Here is a 19978-nt window from a genome sequence, read left to right as displayed (position 1 = left end):
GCGCCCTCGGATATAGGACCGGTGGAGGAACAGGATGAAGGCAACGCAGAGAGAATTGCAGGCGCTCAGGCTATTTCGTGCATTTTCGAAGATCGACGACGAATACAAACGAAAAGCCGTGCTTGAACAGGTCGAGGCCGAAGCCGAGTCTGAGAAGAATCCTAAAAAGAAATAGGAGCCGGGCCGGCTTGTTTAGGGGGCAGCCTAGCCATCGTCCCCGTGGTCGAGATGCTCCTCAACGTTTATGGAGGGGAGCACCAGCGGCTTGGTCTTCCGGGGCTGCTCGTACCGGGACGCAAGATCCAGGAGCCGCCGCTTGATAAACGGGTCGGCCCGATCGGCAAGTTCGCGAACCAGACGAGCCCGCTGCCTGTTAAATTCATCGTCCAGCATGGGATTCACCAAATAATCTCGTTTGTACGGCGGATCGTTCAAGATAGCTAGCTGTTGGATGGCGTGTGGTTAAGCGAGCCGGGCCTGATGAAATTACGAAGCCGGGACGATGCTCACACCGGCGGCGGTCGCGCAGTTTACTGTAAGAGAGCTGGATGGGACCAATGCGTGACGGGCGTTGGCGCTGCGATCGTCAACGCGATCCAATCCGACAAGGCCAGTCGGCGCCCGGCGTCGGCCACAGGCCTTGTCGAGGCAGGACCCTGTATGCGACGCAAGAGCTGCTAAGTCTTTGATTCATCGTGCTCTGTTAGGTGTTCCCGCCACGTTTCGCTTAGGATCGCGCCTGATTCATTGCGATTTAGCTGCGGAACACTCAAGATAATCAGAGCTATAAAGGGTCGCTCGCCGGCATTTTTCGGCTTACATTGTGACCAAGTTGTCAGGAGACGAGTATGCCTGCCCGCACCGAAGTCGCCGGTCGCTCGCACGCTGATTTCATGCGAGCGGCGAATGACGAGCTAACAAAATTCGAGCACCGCGAGCGCGAGTTTCGAAATGAAGACCGCCACGAACGAGCCACAAGATTGCAGTTGCCGGTGGAAAGGTACGACAGCGAGGATTGGCGCGTAAGGAGGCCATCAAGGCCAATTCGTAGAACCTGAGAGGTCATCGACCTCGCCTTTACGATGTCGTGCGCAACTCGACACACGACTTCGGCAGCGATAAATCAGGCGAACGCGTCGTGCCGCCGACGAAGCGAGACATCTACATGGAGCGTATCTCCCTTGCTGAGCGTCACGTTCTCGATCAGCAGGCCCAGCATGCACGACACAACCTGATTCAAGGAACCGCCGACGTGGTGCAGGAAGGCTGCGTGCAGGGCGTCTCCACCCGCTCCGTCAGACTGGTGTAGGCGTTGAGCATGACGCGGATCACCAACGAACTGCTCTTTCGAGATCGCCGGCACCACCGATCGCGTGGTCCTGATCGAGGACACACGCGAGCTGCAGTGACGCGCCCCGAATCTGGTCGCGCTGCGCACGAAGGATGGTGTCGCGTCCCTGTCCGATCTGGTCCGATCCTCCCTGCGTTTGCGCCCCGACCGCATTCCGATTGGCGAGGCGCGGAGCAGCGAAGCCGTGGAGCTCCTCAAAGTCTGGGGTACCGGTCATGCCGGTGGGATCAGAACGATTCACGCCGGCGGGGCGCTGGGCGCGCTTCGCCGCCTTGAACAGCTGATTCAAAGCTGATGAACTGGATAACCTCTGTAAGCGAGCCGCGACATCCGATGGTCAGGGCGTGTCGCACCAAATTCGGTGAAAGCCTTCTTTTGCCATCCCGAGAGCGATGTTGATGTCAACGTCGTCACGGTTGTCGATCGTGCGGCAGCATCTTCATGACCCGCTCGCGCTCAAGCCAGTCGTGGACGGGGCGATTTTCGGGATGCGTTCATCCGCACGTTGCATCGTCTACGGAGCGGACAGGCGTCCAGCAGCTGGGTTGACGATCGTACGTTTCGGACAGGGTGTCTGATTGCGCCGTCAACGTTCGATTGTTATCAACCATTACTCAATCGTCGCTATTAGAGGACGTTAAATGTCAAAAGTAGCTCCCTACCACACTGACTCGCCCGAATATCCGCCGTCCCACCGTAACGTCTATCACGACCGCGACAATTGTCCCGCCGGAAAGACGATCAAGCAAGCTCACCGCAAGCCTGGTGAGGCTGCAAGGCCGCGCTGCAATGACTGCAAGAAGCTCGACTGATCCAAGGTCCGCCGTCCAATTTCCACGCCTACCGACGGACTGCAGCGCGCGGCGACAGGCCCAACGCGTTAACAATTTGCGGTAGGCGAGTCTCTCCGTCTTTGACGGTGGAGCGACAAGACATGGACTGGATAAGCTGCACCTCGCCCCGAGGAGAACGCGAGGCAAGTTGATCTGCCCGGCACCACAGCAAGAGAGCGCGTTGGCTGGAGCATCGCGGGCGGCCGCAATTGAGCAGTTTGTTAGATTTCTCAAAAGGAGCTGTGCATTCTGCAGTCTGTCGGCGAGTGGAGGCGCTGGGGAGCCAACGCTAGCGTCACCTCGGGGCGAGCCAAGCCCGCCGGGGCGTTGTCCTTGATCCGAAGGGGGAGCTCTATTCTATGATGAGACCTCGGCTTTCGCAAAGAACACGTCGGACCGGTCTGCCGTATCGCGCTCTTTGCTTGCCGTTCGGAGGAGAAGGCTCACGGCTTTTCGGAGCACGGGGCTTAACCCGCTGGCGTGGTCCGCTCGCAGCAGCACTAGCACGCGCCTCCGTTTTCGAAGGCTCGATCCATAACCTGCGAGATCGAATTTCTCGATCTTCTGCTTTCTAAGCCGATTTTTTGGCTTCAAGATTTTCGGATGTTTTTCAATGATTTGTTGGGGCGCGATGAGATTACGGACGAGGGGCAATCGCCCAGTTTTGTTTTGTGCATTGTCCGTACTGAGCGGATGCGCCATTGCACCGGTCACGGATGACGTCGCGCATGTTTCAGCATCCAATATTGCAAGGCAGATCCGCTGTGAAGCACGGCAGGCTGTAATTGACGCGTTGCTCGGCTATCTCACGAGCTCCGACAACAACATGAACAAGAAGAAACTCGACGATTACTCCTTTGCCGTCGGTAACGAGCTGAAGCGGGCCTACAACGAGAATCCCGAGGCGATCCGAGCCTTCGATCCGTCTCAGGTGACTGGTTTCGCCCGTACGGTGACAAAGCTGCTCTACAGCACGGGCATTGCCTACTATTACGATCTGGCGGGCCTGGAGACGAACAACATAGATCCGGCTGCGAACCTCATTCGGCCGACGCCCATGACTTCACTGGTGACCCTCGGCCTCACCGGAAACTTCGACAGGCAGAGACAGAACGAATGGTCGTTTACGATCACGGACAACTTTGGGAACCTCGTTCAAAAGACGAGCGGGAGCTATTGCGCGAACCATCTGGTGAGAACTGAGGATTACGTCTACCCGATCGCGGGAAAAGTCGGGCTCGCCAAGTTGATCAAGGAATTCACCTTGATGAGCCTGTTTGAGAATCTCGATGAGCTCAACAAGGACGTTGCGACGGTGAAAAAGGGGCCGCCGAGCATGGTTCAGCAGCTTCAGTTCACCACGGCCATCGGCGGCGGAGCATCGCCCAAGATTGTCTTCGCGCCCTCAGGGCCGCAGCTACAAGTCACTGACGTGAGCTTTCCCGTTACGGTATCGCGCAAGGATACGCACCAGCTGACGGTGGGCTTGTATCTGGACAAGGGTGAGGCAAGGATCCTCGATATGGCCCGGGGTCCGATTTATGAAGGTTCGCTTATCACCGCTTCAGGTGGAAGAGCCGAACAAGGCGCCGCGCTGGCAGTTCAGCAATTTCTAGCACTGAAGATTTTCAAGCCAGCACTATAAGGGAGTCTGACATGGCAAAAGTCAAAAAGGCGAAGACCCGAAAACCATCTCAGGCGCGGAAGGCGCGGAAAGCTAGCAAGAAGGCCGCTCCGCCAAAGCCTGCTCGTTCGGGAGGAACCCACGTCGACTTCGGAGTGCACGGCTTGGCAAAGATCATGACTGCCATACACAACGCCGGCCTGGGTGATGAGCTCAATGCGCATCTTGCGGGTTCCGGACAGTTCCTCAAGGTGCGCCGCAAAAGCCTGACGGCGATCAAGGACTTCGTGAAGGATAGGCCGCAACTCTTGAATCTGTCTAAGATGATCGGCGATTGTGACTGTCCACCCGACGATCCGGGATGCGTTTACATTCCGGGGTGAGTGGGCAGGGCGCTGACGACACTTGAAGGTGCGTGATCGTGCCCGCCGTGTCGTCAGTACGTTCGCTGAACTTCTATTCCTGAGCTCCCGTCAAAGGACATGCTGGGTCGAGGCGCTGCGGCAGCCGTTTTGGAAGGGGGCCGACAGTCGCAGGCTCATCCTATTGTCGTGGCGTCACCTCGCGGTGCTTGTCGGTCCAGCATTTGTCGATAAGTTCGAGGTCGAAACGGCGTGCAGCGGCCGTTCAGAGGCCGAGACCAGAGAGATGCGTGCGATCTCGGCGAATATGTCCATTCCATCCCTGAGGCCCAGTTCATGAAAGGCGCGGCGCGTGATGCGCGCCAGGATCTGTGCGCCTGAATCTCCAGTCTCGAGCGCAAGCACCAATGTGACCTCCGCCGCGCTGAACGGCAAAGAGGCCTTGATGCGCGCTGGAAAGACATTGAGGATGGAGTTTGCGCGCGGTGCCTCGCGAGCAATGCCGACGTCGCTGGCTGCGATGCGTAGCCTTTGACGTGCGCCGGGTTTGAGCGGTGGTCCCGGCACCAACAGGCGCGCACCTTTGAGGCGGAGGATGATGAGCCCATAACGCCCGTCATAGCCGCCGACCAGGGCATCAAGGCTCATGGCGGCTTCGCTACGCGCCGCAAGCCAGAGCGTTGGATCGCTCTGCAAGATATGCAACGGCCCTGCCGCAGTCACCCTGCCGTGTTCCATCATGACAAGATGATCAGCAAAGCGCTCGACGTCAGCCAAATCGTGGCTGACATAGATCATCGGCAGCGTGAGCGTTTCATGCATGCGCTCGATGAACGGCAGAATCTCGCGCTTGGCGGAGCGATCGAGCAAGGCAAGTGGTTCATCCATCACAAGTAATCGGGGCTGGGACAGCAGCGCGCGGGCCACGGCGACGCGCTGCCGCTCGCCGGCGGAGAGATGTGAGGGAGAACGGTCAAGGAGTGATGTCAAGCCGAGCAATTCGACCACTTCCTCAAAACCGATCAGCGTTGGTTCCGATTTGGGCGCGGCATAGAGCAAATGGCATCTGACAGACAAATGGGCAAGAATGGTCGGATGCCGGAACACATAGCTGACGGGACGCAGATGCGCCGGGCGGAACGTGGTCTCATCCTGCCACACCTCGCCATCGATCTTACAGAAACCAGTCGGCAAATGCTGGAAGCCTGCGATGCAACGCGCCACCGTGGTCTTGCCGCACCCTGGTGGGCCGAAAATAGCCGTCATGCCACTTGCCGGTAGGCTGAATTGCGCATCGATCGGAATGCTCGCGATAGAGCCGCTGAAGGCGACTTCGATACGGCCCGGTTTTGCTGTCCTCACGCGCTCGTGCCCGGGCCGTATCGTTCGATCAAGGTTACGATCAAGACTACCGCAAGCCCTAACATCACGATGCTGCCGGCAAGCCAGCCTGTCTCGCTTGAGGATGACGTCTGCCCCGCGGCTATGCCATAAGGAGCGGGGGCAGGATTGCAGACCATCGGTTTTATGATGCCCGGCATTTTGAGCGCCTCCGTGTCACTCATCAACGCCGCGGTCGAATTGCGCGGCGCGCGGCCGCCGATCGGGCAGGTGAAGTTGCTTGGCGGAACTGCGGTGCCATGGCCGATCACTCTGCTGGGGCGGGACTCGTCGGTAGGCAGAGCCACCTGAAATGAATCGGCCTGGATAGTCTGGCTGTAGAACGATCGGCTCGTACCATAGCTCACCAGGGCCTCGTGTCGGGGTCTTCGGTTTAAACGGCGCTGCAATTTCCTGGGCGGGTAGCGCAAGGTGAGCTCTGACCGCCACAATTGATGTTCACCGCTTCAGCCCTTCCGAGCGTGAGCAGCATCAGAGCTGCAACGATCAGAATCAACTGGGCTAGTCTCAGCTTCATCAGGAACCCCGAGCGCGAGCTGTCGCGCCGCTTTCCTTGCGGCCGCCCTTGGCTCCTCATCACAGCAATCTGCGTGCCGCTCGATGAATGTGCGCGCGTTGCTTGATCGTGGTGAAATTCGCAAGTACAGCCGGCGCAGCGTCCTGGAATGGCCGCGCGGTATCCGTCCAGCTTCCGACGTTGGTGTCTCCAACCGGACACGGACAGCCGACGAGAGGCGGACTCGAACTCGACGGCGACGCCTTTGGGGGCCATCTGCATCGATGCGCGGACCGGTTCGATCATCGGCAGCGGCTCAATCGCACCGGACTACCGCCACCGTCAACGAACCTTCAACGCGGACGAGGTCGTCCGCCTCCTCGCTGGATCGCTGGAAGTGACCGCCTGGCCTCGATCGCTGTCGAGATCGAGACGGATGATCTGGTCGGACAGGGCCGCCGGATAACTGACGATCAATCCGTTTGCAGTGAAGGAGGAGGCGGTCACGGTTTTGAATCTCTCTGCACCGTCGGTTTGAACGGTCGTGGCCGGCCAGGTGCTTCGAGACGTACGAGGAAGAATATCTTCGCAACCAGCGCGCAAAAGAGCTTGAAGCGTACGTAGCGTCAGGTTGTACGATCGAAGGCGGGCGGCTGTCGCCTCTCGAAGCTTCACGTCGGGCAGTAAAGAATTCGAATGCCACTCGGATCGCGCACTTCGCAAGGCCCCTTGCGTATCCTTGTGAAGAGCTCAGTATGCGAAGTGGCATTGCTCGGCATAGGTGGTGCGGGTCAAGCTGCACCAAAGCAGGACGAGCAGTGCGAGATCAGAGCGGAACGTCCTAGCGTTGGCGCTGCTGGATTGGAGAGCGGACTCCGGGGCGAAGTGCGGTCTTCGATGTTCCGCGCGCCGCTCTTCGCAGATGGTCGAATTTGGCATGGCCGCACGTGTCATAGACGTCAGGTGCCGACGATTGGGGTGAACTGCTTACTCTCTTCAAACGGCTATGGCATCATCGACGCACTGGATTTGATTGACGCGGGATCACCGGACATCCCGGCCCGGATTCGATCCTCTTGTCGGGGTGTCGTTCGTCCAACTCTTATCGCAGCAAAGATCGTTTGGGTCTGCGCGCGAGCCAACCGGGTCATCGCTTGATGGTCAGATTATGAACAGGCGTGAGCGGCGCCCTCAAATTGATCGCGCGCTCAGGTCCGCAGCGAGAGCTTCGTATGCCAATTTCTGCCGCTGCTCGGCCGCAAATCAAGTTGGTCTCGGTTGCGAGTATTGCGTGGCGTCAAGGAGCCGAGAGCGCTGCCCTGATCTGGGGAGGTAAGAGAGCGCGTCCCTGCCGACTATGCTTCAAGAGCTTCGCCTTGTCTTCTGGTTGACAGGCCATGTTGCACATTGCGCAAGACAAGAGCGAAGGACGTCTAGCTTAAGAGAGATATGGTGAATCAAAAGCGACGCACGTATTGGATCTGCATGGCATATCGCTTTGTAGTAGCCCTCGCTATTTTAGCGACAACAACTGTGTATACAAAACACGCTCGAGCGCGAGATCTGAGGCCGGCAGGGACGTTAGCGTCTTGCAGGCCGGACTTGATACGCTTCTGTGACCACTTTACTGGGCGTGATGACCCAGACGCCGCTATGTTTTGTCTCAGGGATAACTTTAAAGCGTTGCGTGACAAATGTCGTCGCGCGGTTCCGGGCGCGACGGAGAGAAGGGGAGGCTTGCGACGAGGCGGCATCAACAAACGGCCACCTCTGAGCGTCTCCGCTCAGAAGAGAGCGTCCGGGCTGCAAGATCGCAACAGTATCACGACAAGCCGTCGAACTGATGCGACCCAGACTGTTGTTGCGCCGAGGGAATCGAGGCAATCAGTAGGGAAGAAAGAGACCTCGCCCCGCCAAGATTGGTAGCTGGTCCCCTGACGGACACGTGACTACGAGCGTAGCTAATTGTCATCCGGCCATCGATAGATGGCACACGTCGCGACAGTGGGGCTACGATGCGGTCTGGAGTACGGTCTTGGGCGGCCGCCGCAGTTGCGATCATTGGAGGCGGTGCAGGCAACTCCGCGAACCTTGATCCAACAGTGAAGCTGCCATCGCCGCTGTGGAGTTGGTGGGCGAAGTTTCTGTTCCAGTTTTATCGAGTGGCGCTCGATCTGATTGGTCGTTTGCCGCACGCCGAGTTCACGGTGCTCGCGAAGATGCGGGAGGCGGTGCCGTTGTTGCGGGATTGTTGACGGGGATCGGTTCGCCTTGCTCGAGGATCAGTCACCGGATCGAGCAAGAAAGGCCGTCTACGTCAGCTTCCAACGTCTTTCTGGAATTGGCAATTGTGCCCATTACGGCATTCTCTAATGAAACTGCACTGTGAAGGCGAAGAAGTGCGCTTAGGCAACTCTCAGTAACGGTATGCCATGGTCCGAAAGCATCCAAACATTCATCGCACGGTTTTGGCGGCACCGGCCGCGAACTTATTTCAGAGCCGGAAAGTCAAAGGAAATGTTTTCGCTAACAGCTTCTCAAAGGCAGAATGCTGTTCAAGAAGGCGATTCTCAATGAGCTTCCGATCCACATCCGGTAATTCTGTCTGAAGCAACTTACGACAACGCCAAATGTGGTTGCGTACCGATCTGATTTCACTGAGCTTATCATCAACCGAGCTCATCGCGCACGCCGACTAACTTCCAACTAACCCTTGAAATGACCAATCGTGCCGTTACGCAACAAGCCACCGCTCCATCACGCCACGTTATGCCGACTGGTTTCGTGTCTAAGCTTTTGCAAGGCGCGGGCCAATCTGCTTCGGGGGCTTTGCCGATAGTTCAGTATACGCGAAGCGTTCAATCGATATCACTCTGTCACCGCGCGTTTGATGGTCATTTGCGGTAGATCACGAATTTTATCCGCATTGTCGGCGTGCCCGTTGGGGAATTCCTGCACCGTCCCGAGGAGGTTGGGTACACACCACATAGCAGCAAAGGCCTTAAACCGAGGCTGGTCGCAGCGGAAGCCGCAAGTCCTATGAAGTTTCTAAGGCAATACGCTCATGGAGTGATAAAGGTATCGATATTGTGACGCTTGAGTGCCTTGCGAACTTTGCGAGTTTTCGATTGGAGACGTCATGTTCCGTGAGTGGCGGAATCTCACTGTATGCAGGCTCGAAGAGGTCCGTGGTTGCGAGCAGCATCGCTCTCAATTGACGCGGGATGCGGTCACTATCGATTGCGGAACAAGAAAGGAAATTGTCGTGCAGGAGGCATTCGCGGTTATTGTCCTGACAACTGGTACTCGGACGAGATGTGCTCGTTTGATGAATCAGCTCTAAAACACCAGATTGCCCATCCGGCATGTTCCAGGCGTGGGTGTCGAGGAACGAGGGGCCATCGTCGCGCCGTGGGTTTGGAGTTGGCGCCCCGCGAGCTTGATATCGATGCCGATGACGTGGCGGTTCTCGCGGACGTCCGAGAACGTTGCACCTGCTTTTCAGGTGGATGACGTTCGACCTTACCGCAAGAGCCAAGATTGATGTCCTGACGGATCCTTCCCGGTCCGAAGGAGCTCCGCCGCTGTGACCGTCCGAGAACGATCGTTAGCACGTGCTCGATCAACAGAGATGAGCCGAGACAGCGGACTGCCCGGCACCGAAAACTCGTCAGCAGACTTTGGAAACCCGTTCGATCCGGCCGCGCCGAACCCGGTGATGCTTTATCGCCGGCCGTGTCACATTCGAACGGTGCTGAATTGAAAATCTCGGACCGGGCTCGGTCGCGCAAGCCGGTAGGCAAGCCCCTGAGTGAGACCTTCATAGGAGGACGTGGTCCAGAGGGGCTAGTCCAGCACGAAAAGCACGTCAGCCTGTCAACGTTTTGTCGTGTTTCCGCAATGTCCAGTTGAAGGCCTCATGTCGCAAGTCCGACTAAGGTGCAAACGTCCCGCAGAACGTCGCAAAGCGCCTGGTGTTTTGCCCGTTTAGGGCAAAGCTCGCCCCCTTCTTTGGCGGCATGCCATTTGCTGGATGGGGAGAACAAGATAAGCGGCGACCATTGTAAGCGTTGCAGTCGCCAGTGAGGGAGGTTGGACGTGGCGAAGAGATTCGTCGAAGGTGGGCTGATAAGGAAGATACGACAGATCCTTATCCTGGGAACCCGTGCCGGCATTCGTTGGCCGTCCTCAGGATCCCGTCATCGCTACTCGCATGTCGCGGCACTGGCGAATTATCTCGATCGGGTCCACGACCGAAATGTCATCCGCTTTCCGCTCGCACACAGCGGACAGGCCCGTGGCAGCGCACACCATCGAACGACAGCCGCAAAATCCGGCCAACTTCGTGTTGGGCTTGTCGCGGCTCGCGCGGTCGCGACTTTCGACGGTGACGAACTAGCGGCGGTCAAGTGCGACCATGCGGAAATCATCGCCGTACCTATCTATAGTTTGCCGGGAGCCGCGCTCCGAAATCCTGTCCGGCGTAGCAACCGTGTGGCTCTATGCCGACGTCTCCGGTCTCGCGTGAGAGCGTCGTTCGTCAATGTAAAAATAATGCTGGGGGCGCCAATCGGATGTTGGTCCGGCAAGACGCGACCCGGCTCTTCCGGCTCGCTCGGCCTCATGAGGCCACAAGCAGCATTGGTTGCCCTGAAAAGCGGGGCTTCAGGTAATCCCGCCGAGATGAGAAGACCTGCCGCGTGCGGCTGCGGCGCGTGTCCTTGTTCGCCTGGGAAGGGGCCATCATGGTAATCATCGCAGCCGCTCCGCAGGCGGCGCCCTCGCGCTCCTGGTATAAAGTCACCTATGTCCAGGTACTTGTCGCAATCCTGATCGGCGTCATGGTCGGCTACTTGTGGCCTTCTGTTGCGACAAATGACTGGATCAAGGCGCTCGGCGATGGGTTCATCAAGCTGATCAAAATGCTTGTCGCGCCGATCATCTTCTGCACCGTCGTGTCCGGCATTTCACATATTCAAGATGCCGGAAAGGTCGGCCGGGTCGGCATCAAAGCGCTGGTCTATTTTGAGGTCGTTTCCACTTTTGCGCTGCTCCTTGGTCTGGTCGTAGGCAATCTGTTCCCGATCGGCCATGGGCTCGCGGTCAAGCCCGATGCCGCGGCTGTGGCCGGCCTGGTCAACAAATCCGAAGCGCAGAAGGGGGTCGATTTCGTCCTCAACATCATTCCGGACAGCGTGGTCGGCGCGCTGGCGCGGGGCGACATCCTGCAAGTGTTGCTGTTTGCCATTCTGTTGGGCTTTTCGCTGATGGCCCTGGGCGAGAAGGGTGAGCGGTTGCGTGGGATCATTGACGATGCCGCGCACGCAGTATTCGGCGTCATTGCCATCGTGATGAAGGCGGCGCCGATCGGCGCCTTTGGCGCCATGGCCTTCACGATCGGCAAATTCGGACCAGCTGCGCTCGGCAATCTGGTCGGATTGATCATCCTGTTCTATGCCACGGCCGCGCTCTTCGTTGTGCTTGTGCTCGGCCTGATTGCGCGCTTGATCGGCTTTTCCATCTTCAAGTTCATTGCGTATATCAAGGATGAGCTATTGATCGTGCTGGGTACCTCGTCTTCGGAAAGCGCGCTGCCGCAGCTGATGAAAAAGCTGGAACGGCTGGGTTGCTCGAAGCCGCTGGTGGGCCTCGTGGTGCCGACTGGATACTCATTCAATCTCGACGGTACCAACATTTACATGACGTTGGCGACGTTGTTCATCGCGCAGGCGCTCGACATTGAGCTGACCTTAGGCCAGCAGTTTACAATCATAATTGTAGCGATGCTTACATCGAAAGGCGCAAGCGGTGTCACCGGCGCCGGCTTCATCACGCTCGCAGCGACCTTAACCGTTGTAAGTCCCGCGCTGGTGCCGGGCATCGCGATCGTCTTCTCGATCGATAAGTTCATGAGTGAGGTGCGTGCGCTGACGAATGTCACGGGAAACGGTGTTGCGGCAATGTTTGTGTCCTGGTGGGAAGGCGAGCTCGACCAAGCGACGCTACGCAAGCTGTTCAACCGGAAAGACCGACCCGCCGATAGCGGGACGCTCGAATGAGACGGGTAAGTGCCAGTGTTTCCGCGAGCAGTGTCGGCGAAGGAACATGGCGCCGGTCGCGATCCTTTGATCGCCATCAGCGACATCGTCGCCGGCTATGGGGGGCATTTCAGCTTGAATCTCATGTTGCCTCTGGCGGTGGATGGCGGACCCACATCCGTGCCGGGAACCTGTGGAGAGGGCACCCCGACCCATAGCTTGATGTTGCAATCATGCCATCGGCGGAGTTGATGGCCTAATCTCGCGCAGGGCGACGCATCGGTTATCGCCCGGCAAAGGTCCCGTGGACTAGAGCAGGACGTGCCAGCCACCAGTATGATGCGCGAAACTGCGCTCCGGCCGTTGGCTGCGCTTTCCCCGATTACCAGACGAACTTCGCGCCGTCCGGCAGTTCGCAAACGAATTCGCCCTGGTTCACGGCTTCTGCAGTTCCGGCAGCCAGCTTGGAGGCCCGCACGGTGAGCTTGCCGTCGCGGCCGAGGCTGTGGCGAATGTATTCGGTCACAGGATGTCCCGAGGTGTCCAGGGTTTGATGCGCATCGGCGAAGCTGATGCCGTTCTGGGCGGACACTCTGAAGGCACGGATCGCCAGGCCGCCCTGCACGGCCGGTCCGGGCTTGCCGCCATCGGCGGTAGTGCATCGGTTCAGGTCCAGTATGACCTTCACATTCTTGCCGTCCTGCAGGGCACTGAGCACCTCGGCGTATTTCGGCGAGGGCTCGTCGGCCCTGGCGATCGCGCTCACGCCTGCAACCGACAGCAAGGCCAACACGATCGACAAGCATCTACCACTGAACTGCATATGGTATTCTCCTCGATAGGAATCAAAGTTCGCGCAAGCACCAACTGGCCCGGCGTCGTGTCCCTAACCACGTTGGCAGAACCCAGACATCTGGCGCGTTTGCCTTCCGACAACACCATGCGTTGCAACCGCTGGCTAGTCATCGCGAAGGCTAATCGAACGTCACAACCTCGTATGTAAGGTTTTCGAAGTGACGTTACGGTTTCCGCGTCCCTTGCTTAGAACCGAGCCGCACACCCGAATCGGTCGCTACTGTGCGGCAGAATTTCGTGAGCCTATTGGTTAGGCGGCTACGCGTATCTCCGTATTCCGCGATCAACTCCAGATGCGCGCGCCGCCATGATCTGGGCGGAGTAAGACCAAACAGTCCAAAGTGTGATGGGAAGACCCATGGACCGGATCATGTAGGTCCGAGCGAGATCAACTCATTCCGCTGTGCTCAAGGCTCGGCAGGTTCGACCGTCATCGCACCGCCCGCGCGATTGCCTATCGCAGGTCGCGCGGTGGCCCCGCATAGCGGAGGTCATCTTGGCCAATGGCCAACGACCGCGCTCATAACCGGACATTTGATGCAGTCGACCCGATTGAGCTTCACCAGCAATGGTGCCGCCTGGGCCAGCGACATTGAATCCTGGAGTCTAATATGATCTGCGTATCCGAGCGCTCAGTTCCAAGTCGCGAAGCAGGGTGTAATTCCCCCGGATCCATTGATGCAGCTCGGTCGACCAATCCTTCTCGTTGCGCAGATATCCAGTGAAGGAAAAACTCAGTCTGTCTATGTAGGCCTTTAGAAATGCCGGCAGCGCCGGGATGCGGATCACACGCCCGTCATCCATGACGTCAGGCAATGCGCCGCGTAGCACGAATTCATTGTGGACGGTGACCAGCGCTCCTGGCGGGGTCTGCCGCCTCAGCATCTCATAACTGCGCCAGGACATGCGATCTGTGCCTGCAATGAACAGGATGATCGGGACGACGTAATGGCGCACCGTCTCCTTCATGAAGCGGATCTCTTCGCACGTCTTGAAGAATTCGTCGAAGGCATGAAAGCCGAGATCAATCACCTTGGCGACCCGATCGTTGACGATAAGCGGGTCGATCAGCTGGATCTTGCCATAGGTATCGATCACATCTGCGGTCTCCGTGATGTGAGGCAGGTAATCGAGTAATGACGGCTCCCTCAGATTGACATCGAAAGAGAGCGCCGTGCCGTTCTGCAGCACCAGGAACTCGCTTACGAGGCGAGCGACCAGGGTTTTACCGACCTGCGGGCTAGGAGAGCAGATGATGTAGATGGGCGTTGCTAACATAGCCGGCAGAATCAATCGCGTTTCGTACGTGGGCTCAGCCCGTCGCTCGCCGCGTACGCGGCTATTTCTCGCCGCCGCGGGTCACCGGTTTGGCGCCGGTCAATTCGGTCAAGTTGATGCGGTCATATTCGCTCCAGACACTCGCCAGCCAGTGGCGGACATAACCGCGTAGCACGAAGGAGTAGTTCGCTGGCTCATCGCGTCGAGCCTTGTTTGCGACGAAGTCGACGAAGGGCACGGACGCGACTTCTACCTGCTCATAGGCCATCGCGTCGAGCTTGGGTATGGTCAGCTCGGTTGCATACTTGATACGATGGAAATAGGAATTGTAGGTCGATTGGTCCCACTGGAAGAACTGGGTGTCGTTGATGAAGTTCTTCACCAGGAAGTATTTCGTGCCGTTCATGAAATCGGCGGTCTCGGCGATCTCGTCCAGCGAAGCGATCGAGGGCCCCAGGATATGGAACACGGCAAATGTGATCTGGCCGGATCGCGCGGCATCCAAAAATCCGATGTCGCGCAAGGAACCCAATGCCGAGGACAGCAAGCCAGCGCGAGCATCGATCACGGTGACGGATAGCCCAGAATTCAGGGTGTCGAAAATCTTCATCTGATCCGCGGTCGTCGTCATGTCGACGATCTCGGTGATGTCAGGGTGGAAGCGCTTCAACGTTCCCCGCGGTGACTCCGTGTCGAAAGCGCGTGTCTGCACGGTGTTGTTGCTGAAGTAGTCGAGAAGCGTTCGCGATACTGTCGTCTTTCCAACGCCACCCTTGTCCGCGCCGACCACAATCACAACTGGCTTCACCATGGAATTCCCCTGAGACACTCGCTTTCGCGCCGGCGCGACATGCGCCAGCGGCGGGCGCCTGCTTTGGATGCGAACATGGCAGAACGAGGGACGATTGACGCGTTGACGTATCATCAAAGCGTTTCGTCGACAGCTTTCTTTGCCGAGCTCAGGACGTTGAATGCAATGACGATGAGAGAGCGGAGAGAGCGACAGTCGCAAATGTTGGCTCTAAGAATTTCCCACATCCGATCGAGCATTCGGAACAAGGCCAAACTGCTGAGACGATAGCGCGGATAACTGTCTCGTCGTTGGAATATGCATCATTACTAAAATGGCTTGAACCGCACGTAGCGTCAGGTTGTAGAGTTGGAAAAGCCGCGACGGAAGAGATGGCACACGGGCATCGATGATGAACAGGCAAATCAAGAGGGGGCCCGGCAGTGAGTGAGCTAGTTGGGACGCAGTCAGCTCAAGGATGAGGGGCATCCGGTGCAGGGCCACGCGCATTCTCTTGATGTGAGTGTGATGATGGAAAATGCCGCGATGCGTGGTGACGGAGTTGGTGTCGAATGTGCTCGTGTCGAGCCCGCGCCTGAGCCGGGCAATAAGGGGTTCTCAAACACCAACAGCTCCTTAACCACTGCTCTCGCGCCGTAGAGACGACCAATGTCGAACTTGGTCCCGGAGAGGAATGACGACGATGCGGAGCCGCGCAGAGTGCCGACGACGCACCTCGGAAAGGATTGTGCGTTGCTTGATGCCGCCCTGAACGAGATTGAGTGCGCGAGCGACATCAGCGACTTCTCGACTGCAGTGGTGAAGCACGGCAAGAAGTTGCGGATGATGGCGGACCGCGCAATGTGCCTGCAAAAGGCGGCCGCGGACTTCCAATTGAGATTTGTGGCGTGCTTCGAGCAAGACATTCGCGCCGGAACATCGTGGGGATACGCCACGACATGCAACGTGCTGAGTCGGGAGGCTGCAGGCCAACCTGGCATCGAAGCCTGCAAGGCAATAGCGGCCCGGGTATCGAGGCTCGATGATGATCTGCTCGGAAACATGCAATGCAAGACCCTCTCGCTGTTGGCGTCATCGTTCGGACGGCACTCCGCGATGGCCGATTGTCGCAATGGAACGATCAGAATTGCTGCATTTTGTCAGGCAAAGAGCGAACTAGTTCAGCGGCTGAACAGTCAACATGTGTCATTGCTGGTGAACGCTTTCAGCAAGTGGCCCCACGAGCCGACCCTTCGCCATGCCGCGGTCGCAATTGCGGATGAAGTCGTTCGCCGCGGGGACTACCGCGCGCGGCTCTCCGAGTGTACTCCGCAGGGATTATCGACGCTGGTGAATGGTTTCAGCATGTGGCGTGAAGATGAGAGCACTAGAAAGGCCATAGTCGCGATCGCTCGCGAAATCCGTCGCCGCGACGATTGCGCCGACATCGGGCTCTCTGAGTTTATTCCGCAGGGACTGGCGGTCCTCGTAAACGGGTTCAGCAAATCGCCGGAACAGGAAGGCTGTCGTCACGCCACAGTCGCCATCGCTGGTGAGATGTTGAAGCGCGGCGGCAAACTCTCTCGCTTTGCGCCAATAGGGCTCGCGAACCTGCTGAATGGAGTCAGCAAGTGGCCGGAAGAGCCCCCTTGTCAGAAAGTCACGATCGCGATCGCCCGGGAGGTTCTTGGCCGTGGGAATCAAATTGTTTGCTTTAATCCGCATGACTTGGCGAAGCTGGTGAGCGGCTTCAGCAAGTTGCCAGAAGAGACGGCGTCTCGTCAGGCTGCAGGTGCGATCGCGAACGAAGTCGTTTGCCGTGTCGCCCGGCTCTCTCAGCTTGCTGAGCAGGATCTATCGAACTTGGTGAATGGTTTAAGCACATAGCCCGGAGACGGTGCCTGTCGTCAAGCCACGACCGTGATCGCAGCTGAGCTCGTTCGCTGCGCTGATCGGCTCCGTGATCATGCGCAGCAGGGACTTGCGAATCTGGTGAACGGGTTCAGCAAATGGCCGGAAGAGTCTGCCTGTCGGCGGGCTGTAATCGCAATTGGTCGTGAGGTCCTTCGTCGTTGCGATCAAATTGCTTGCTTTACTCCGCAGGACCGGACGAACCTCGTGAACGGCTTCAGCAAGTGGTCAGAAGAGGCCGCGTCTCGCCAAGCCACAGTCGCAGTCGCAAATGAGATCCTTGGCCGTGTCACTCAGCTTTCTCAGTTTACGGAGCAGGATCGATCGAGCCTAGTGAATGGTTTCAGAAAGTGGCCGGAAGATGCCTCCCTGCCGGCAAGCCACAGTCATAATCGCGAGTGAGGTCGTTCGTAGCGCCGATCGTCTCCCCGACTATACCCAGCAGGGACTTACGAACCTGGTGAACGATTTTAGCAAATGGCCCCTGGAGCGGGCCTGTCGCCAGGCCGGGGTCGCATTCGCTTTATGAGGTCTTTCGCCGCGCCGACCATGATAGGCGGCTCTCTGATTTCAATCACCGGGATCTGACGAGCCTTGTAGACGGTTTCAGCACGTGGCCGGAAGAGGCGGCATGCCGGCATGCGATAGATCGTATCGCCAGAAGGCGACATGACCAAGGATCTGAATAATAATGGGAGCTGCTGACCCCGCGGAGGCGTCATTCGCGATAGCCACATGCGAGGACCTTCGTCAAATTGGCCATGGGTGACCTATCGGGAGGCGCAATGCGGAACGGCCAAGTTCATGACGTCTGAGCGTTAATTGGCATCAAGGGGGATCAGCTTTCCTCGGCCAGAATTTCTAACGACGAGCGAATTTATCGGCTAGCTGAGATGGATAGTCCTTGACCAGGGAGTGTACTGGAACAGCGCGCCACTCGTGCTCAAGAGGGACCGTGCTCACATGTGGCTCCAAACGAGCGCTAATAATCGGATGAATTGGATTTCATCACGCTGGCGTGGCGAGACTGTGCTATCGGCTTCGCGCTTATAATTGCGCGGTCGTCAGGTGAGTGGGCACAATAGCGGCACCTACGGAGAGACGATCAGAGATATGATGGTTACATGGAAGTGACTTGGCAGAGTGCCATTCCAAAAACCGGAGGGGCGCCACAAACATGCCCGCGTCGTGGAAGGCTGGAGGATTGCGGTGAGGGAACGAGTGCCCGGCGTAATATCGATTGGGAGACCTTCGGCTGCCGCGCATGTCTCATTTGCGGGAACGAGACGCGCGCCTTCGACCGAAGCGCTCTCCAATCCAACCATGCGCAGATCTTGACTAGACGTAGAGCGCCGTCAAGAAACATTTCGTTCCCGCGCGTTCGAATTGAGCAGAACCGACCTCGCGGGACTCCTTCCAAGTGCGATCTTGGCCGAAGCTGCCGCCCGTTTAAACCCACTCAGAGCACGCTCATAAAAATATCGCAGCGAGCGTGCCAAGCGCGCCGAGCGCCAGCCCGATCAGCGAACCGGCCGTAGGCGCGTCTCGAAACAGCAGAAGCGTGAGAAGCGGTTCTACCACTAAAATTGCTCCCACCGATATTGCGATGATTATCCAGATATTCTTGAGATGCATGTAGCAGAGTGCGTATCCGCAGACTAGCAGGACACCACCGAATGTTATCAGTAGGAACATCGTCAGGAGCGTTGTCAGATACCCATCGGCTTTTCCGAGCTGCTTTGAGGCGAGCAACTCCGCTATTATCGAAAGGGTTTCTCCTAAGAAAATTGCCCCAACCGCTACAATCGTCGACATTGAGCTCATCGTCTGAGAGTACCGGAAAGGACGGACGAAAGGCACCTCCCAATATTCGACTTGATTTCTGGGTTACCTTTGACAGCTGGTAACCGCTACGACGTGAAAAGCGATCGCATTGCTCCCCCGCATACCTAAGCCTGCAATGCGGGGATGTTCGAAGCTGCAATGTCGATCCAGAGGTCGATGCTTGCACAATTGCGCGCAGGGAAACGGATTGATCGGGACATCGCCGCGCTTGAAAGTCTCAGCGAGGCTTTTGGCCATGTCATTGCTGTCGGGGCTTTCCACGCGGGAAGCCGTTCCTAATATTTGGCGCGACGGCGATCATAAGGTGCGATTGGCGCCGAACAAGCGGACCGTCGTCGGTCGATCACCGCATGGTGCATCTCGGAAAATCGGTGCTAGTATCCTGATCCGGAAGTTCGCGACGTCGCGTCGTGTTCTGCTGGGGCATTGTAACGGCAGAAGCGCTCGATGGAACCAAGGATGTCATCCGCGGATTTGACCACTACCCAAGCGTGCCTTCAGATTTGCGCGTAGCATTCTGCCCGACGATCGGGCTCGCCGACTCCACAACGAGGCATTCGAGGCAGCGGATGAATGAAACGCCTTGGTCACCCGGACTATCACCGGCTTGGAGCAGAGCAGGAAGAGTGCGGCGGCTGTGCTCGACCGGATGCGTCAGTTCAACGCTCCGCCCGACCAGCTGAGCCGCGCGGTTTTTCAGCGTGGCGAAACACTACTTGGCCTGCACGGAGTGTCGGAGAAAAACGCATTACGCTCGGAACGGATGCAGTCGGTCTGCGCGGCCACTGCCGATCCGGGACGCCGAAGAGGCCGCGCTACGTCTGCACACTGGCCGGTTATTGTATAAGTGCATGCATCTGCAATCGCGGATCGCTCTCGCGCAGTTCATGATTCAGCCGCAAGCGAGCAGGTTCGAGCCAGCCGTGAGTGAAATTGTCATGGACGAGAACGGGCGGGTGCGTCTGCTCGGGACTTTCATCAAGGATGTGTTCCCCGCGTTCCTCTCGACGGCCGACGCTGTTCTGAAACAGCACCCCAGCCGCGCGGCGCCATGTTGGTCTTGATCCACGTCTCATCGATAAAGACCAGGCGCGGAGCGTCGATCCGGCCCTGCCGGACAGAACCGGCTTCTTGTGACCGCCGATCTCGCCAGGCGAACGCCTCCCGTCTTGCGCCTCAGAGTCTTCCACTTCG

At 57.9% G+C, this 19978-nt stretch carries 15 protein-coding genes and 1 pseudogene; 9 read left to right on the top strand and 7 right to left on the bottom strand.

Annotated features, from left to right (window positions below; all coding sequences use genetic code 11):
• The first annotated feature begins 34 nt into the window (after positions 1-34).
• Positions 35-175: a hypothetical protein gene (locus QMZ05_RS25295; RefSeq protein WP_353703216.1), complete on the top strand. Its 141-nt coding sequence runs from the start codon at positions 35-37 to the stop codon at positions 173-175.
• 29 nt (positions 176-204) lie between these two features.
• Here QMZ05_RS25295 and QMZ05_RS25290 read toward each other — a convergent pair whose 3' ends face one another.
• Positions 205-393 (bottom strand): hypothetical protein, encoded by a 189-nt coding sequence (locus tag QMZ05_RS25290; protein ID WP_353703215.1) that lies wholly within the window; start codon positions 391-393, stop codon positions 205-207.
• 694 nt (positions 394-1087) lie between these two features.
• Between QMZ05_RS25290 and QMZ05_RS25285 the strand changes: the two genes are divergently transcribed.
• From QMZ05_RS25285 to QMZ05_RS25265, 5 genes and pseudogenes are all read left to right on the top strand, one after another.
• Positions 1088-1309: a hypothetical protein gene (locus QMZ05_RS25285; protein ID WP_353703214.1), complete on the top strand. Its 222-nt coding sequence runs from the start codon at positions 1088-1090 to the stop codon at positions 1307-1309.
• A gap of 18 nt (positions 1310-1327) precedes the next feature.
• Positions 1328-1640: pseudogene (locus QMZ05_RS25280) on the top strand (ATPase, T2SS/T4P/T4SS family); the annotation flags it as partial.
• A 352-nt stretch (positions 1641-1992) separates the two neighbouring features.
• Positions 1993-2163 carry a hypothetical protein gene (locus QMZ05_RS25275; protein ID WP_353703213.1) on the top strand — a complete coding sequence of 57 codons (171 nt, stop codon included), beginning with the start codon at positions 1993-1995 and terminating at the stop codon, positions 2161-2163.
• Between the two features lie 697 nt (positions 2164-2860).
• A complete protein-coding gene (locus QMZ05_RS25270; protein WP_353703212.1) occupies positions 2861-3829 on the top strand; it encodes a hypothetical protein in 969 nt (322 codons plus the stop codon).
• Positions 3830-3840: 11 nt separating this feature from the next.
• Positions 3841-4191: a hypothetical protein gene (locus QMZ05_RS25265; RefSeq protein WP_353703211.1), complete on the top strand. Its 351-nt coding sequence runs from the start codon at positions 3841-3843 to the stop codon at positions 4189-4191.
• A gap of 174 nt (positions 4192-4365) precedes the next feature.
• Here the strand turns inward: QMZ05_RS25265 and modC are convergent, their stop codons facing one another.
• Together modC and QMZ05_RS25255 are read right to left on the bottom strand one after the other, a co-directional pair.
• The gene (gene modC, locus QMZ05_RS25260) at positions 4366-5532 is read right to left on the bottom strand and encodes a molybdenum ABC transporter ATP-binding protein (protein WP_353703210.1); all 1167 of its coding nucleotides are present in this window, start codon (positions 5530-5532) and stop codon (positions 4366-4368) included.
• Positions 5529-5918 (bottom strand): hypothetical protein, encoded by a 390-nt coding sequence (locus QMZ05_RS25255; protein ID WP_353703209.1) that lies wholly within the window; start codon positions 5916-5918, stop codon positions 5529-5531. The genes modC and QMZ05_RS25255 overlap by 4 nt, the downstream gene beginning before the upstream one ends.
• 2251 nt (positions 5919-8169) lie before the next feature.
• On the opposite strand from QMZ05_RS25255, the gene QMZ05_RS25250 reads away from it, so the two are divergent.
• Both QMZ05_RS25250 and dctA read left to right on the top strand, forming a co-directional pair.
• Positions 8170-8322 (top strand): hypothetical protein, encoded by a 153-nt coding sequence (locus QMZ05_RS25250; RefSeq protein WP_353703208.1) that lies wholly within the window; start codon positions 8170-8172, stop codon positions 8320-8322.
• A 2490-nt stretch (positions 8323-10812) separates the two neighbouring features.
• Positions 10813-12126, top strand: a complete 1314-nt coding sequence (gene dctA / locus QMZ05_RS25245) for a C4-dicarboxylate transporter DctA (protein ID WP_353703207.1) — start codon at positions 10813-10815, stop codon at positions 12124-12126.
• Between the two features lie 361 nt (positions 12127-12487).
• Here dctA and QMZ05_RS25240 read toward each other — a convergent pair whose 3' ends face one another.
• The 3 genes from QMZ05_RS25240 to QMZ05_RS25230 form a co-directional block, all read right to left on the bottom strand.
• Positions 12488-12928 (bottom strand): VirK family protein, encoded by a 441-nt coding sequence (locus QMZ05_RS25240; protein WP_353703206.1) that lies wholly within the window; start codon positions 12926-12928, stop codon positions 12488-12490.
• 638 nt (positions 12929-13566) lie between these two features.
• The gene (locus QMZ05_RS25235; RefSeq protein ID WP_353703217.1) at positions 13567-14238 is read right to left on the bottom strand and encodes a hypothetical protein; all 672 of its coding nucleotides are present in this window, start codon (positions 14236-14238) and stop codon (positions 13567-13569) included.
• Between the two features lie 61 nt (positions 14239-14299).
• A complete protein-coding gene (locus QMZ05_RS25230; RefSeq protein WP_353703205.1) occupies positions 14300-15049 on the bottom strand; it encodes a hypothetical protein in 750 nt (249 codons plus the stop codon).
• A 648-nt stretch (positions 15050-15697) separates the two neighbouring features.
• Here QMZ05_RS25230 and QMZ05_RS25225 point away from each other — a divergent pair.
• Positions 15698-16915 (top strand): hypothetical protein, encoded by a 1218-nt coding sequence (locus tag QMZ05_RS25225; protein WP_353703204.1) that lies wholly within the window; start codon positions 15698-15700, stop codon positions 16913-16915.
• Between the two features lie 1494 nt (positions 16916-18409).
• On the opposite strand, the gene QMZ05_RS25220 is transcribed toward QMZ05_RS25225, so the two are convergent.
• The gene (locus QMZ05_RS25220) at positions 18410-18754 is read right to left on the bottom strand and encodes a hypothetical protein (protein WP_353703203.1); all 345 of its coding nucleotides are present in this window, start codon (positions 18752-18754) and stop codon (positions 18410-18412) included.
• Between the last annotated feature and the right edge of the window lie 1224 nt (positions 18755-19978).

This window comes from Bradyrhizobium sp. INPA03-11B, from assembly GCF_040446015.1.
Taxonomy (GTDB): Bacteria; Pseudomonadota; Alphaproteobacteria; order Rhizobiales; family Xanthobacteraceae; genus Bradyrhizobium; species Bradyrhizobium macuxiense_A.
This window is presented reverse-complemented; position numbering and strand designations above follow the sequence as displayed.

Excerpts from the sequence above, each read along its gene's own strand:
- QMZ05_RS25225 (WP_353703204.1), top strand. The coding sequence starts at position 15,698 with ATGTCGAACTTGGTCCCGGAGAGGAATGACGACGATGCGGAGCCGCGC.
- QMZ05_RS25240 (WP_353703206.1), bottom strand. The coding sequence starts at position 12,928 with ATGCAGTTCAGTGGTAGATGCTTGTCGATCGTGTTGGCCTTGCTGTCG.
- QMZ05_RS25220 (WP_353703203.1), bottom strand. The coding sequence starts at position 18,754 with ATGTCGACGATTGTAGCGGTTGGGGCAATTTTCTTAGGAGAAACCCTT.
- QMZ05_RS25295 (WP_353703216.1), top strand. The coding sequence starts at position 35 with ATGAAGGCAACGCAGAGAGAATTGCAGGCGCTCAGGCTATTTCGTGCA.
- QMZ05_RS25290 (WP_353703215.1), bottom strand. The coding sequence starts at position 393 with ATGCTGGACGATGAATTTAACAGGCAGCGGGCTCGTCTGGTTCGCGAA.
- dctA (WP_353703207.1), top strand. The coding sequence starts at position 10,813 with ATGGTAATCATCGCAGCCGCTCCGCAGGCGGCGCCCTCGCGCTCCTGG.
- QMZ05_RS25265 (WP_353703211.1), top strand. The coding sequence starts at position 3,841 with ATGGCAAAAGTCAAAAAGGCGAAGACCCGAAAACCATCTCAGGCGCGG.
- QMZ05_RS25275 (WP_353703213.1), top strand. The coding sequence starts at position 1,993 with ATGTCAAAAGTAGCTCCCTACCACACTGACTCGCCCGAATATCCGCCG.
- QMZ05_RS25235 (WP_353703217.1), bottom strand. The coding sequence starts at position 14,238 with ATGTTAGCAACGCCCATCTACATCATCTGCTCTCCTAGCCCGCAGGTC.
- QMZ05_RS25230 (WP_353703205.1), bottom strand. The coding sequence starts at position 15,049 with ATGGTGAAGCCAGTTGTGATTGTGGTCGGCGCGGACAAGGGTGGCGTT.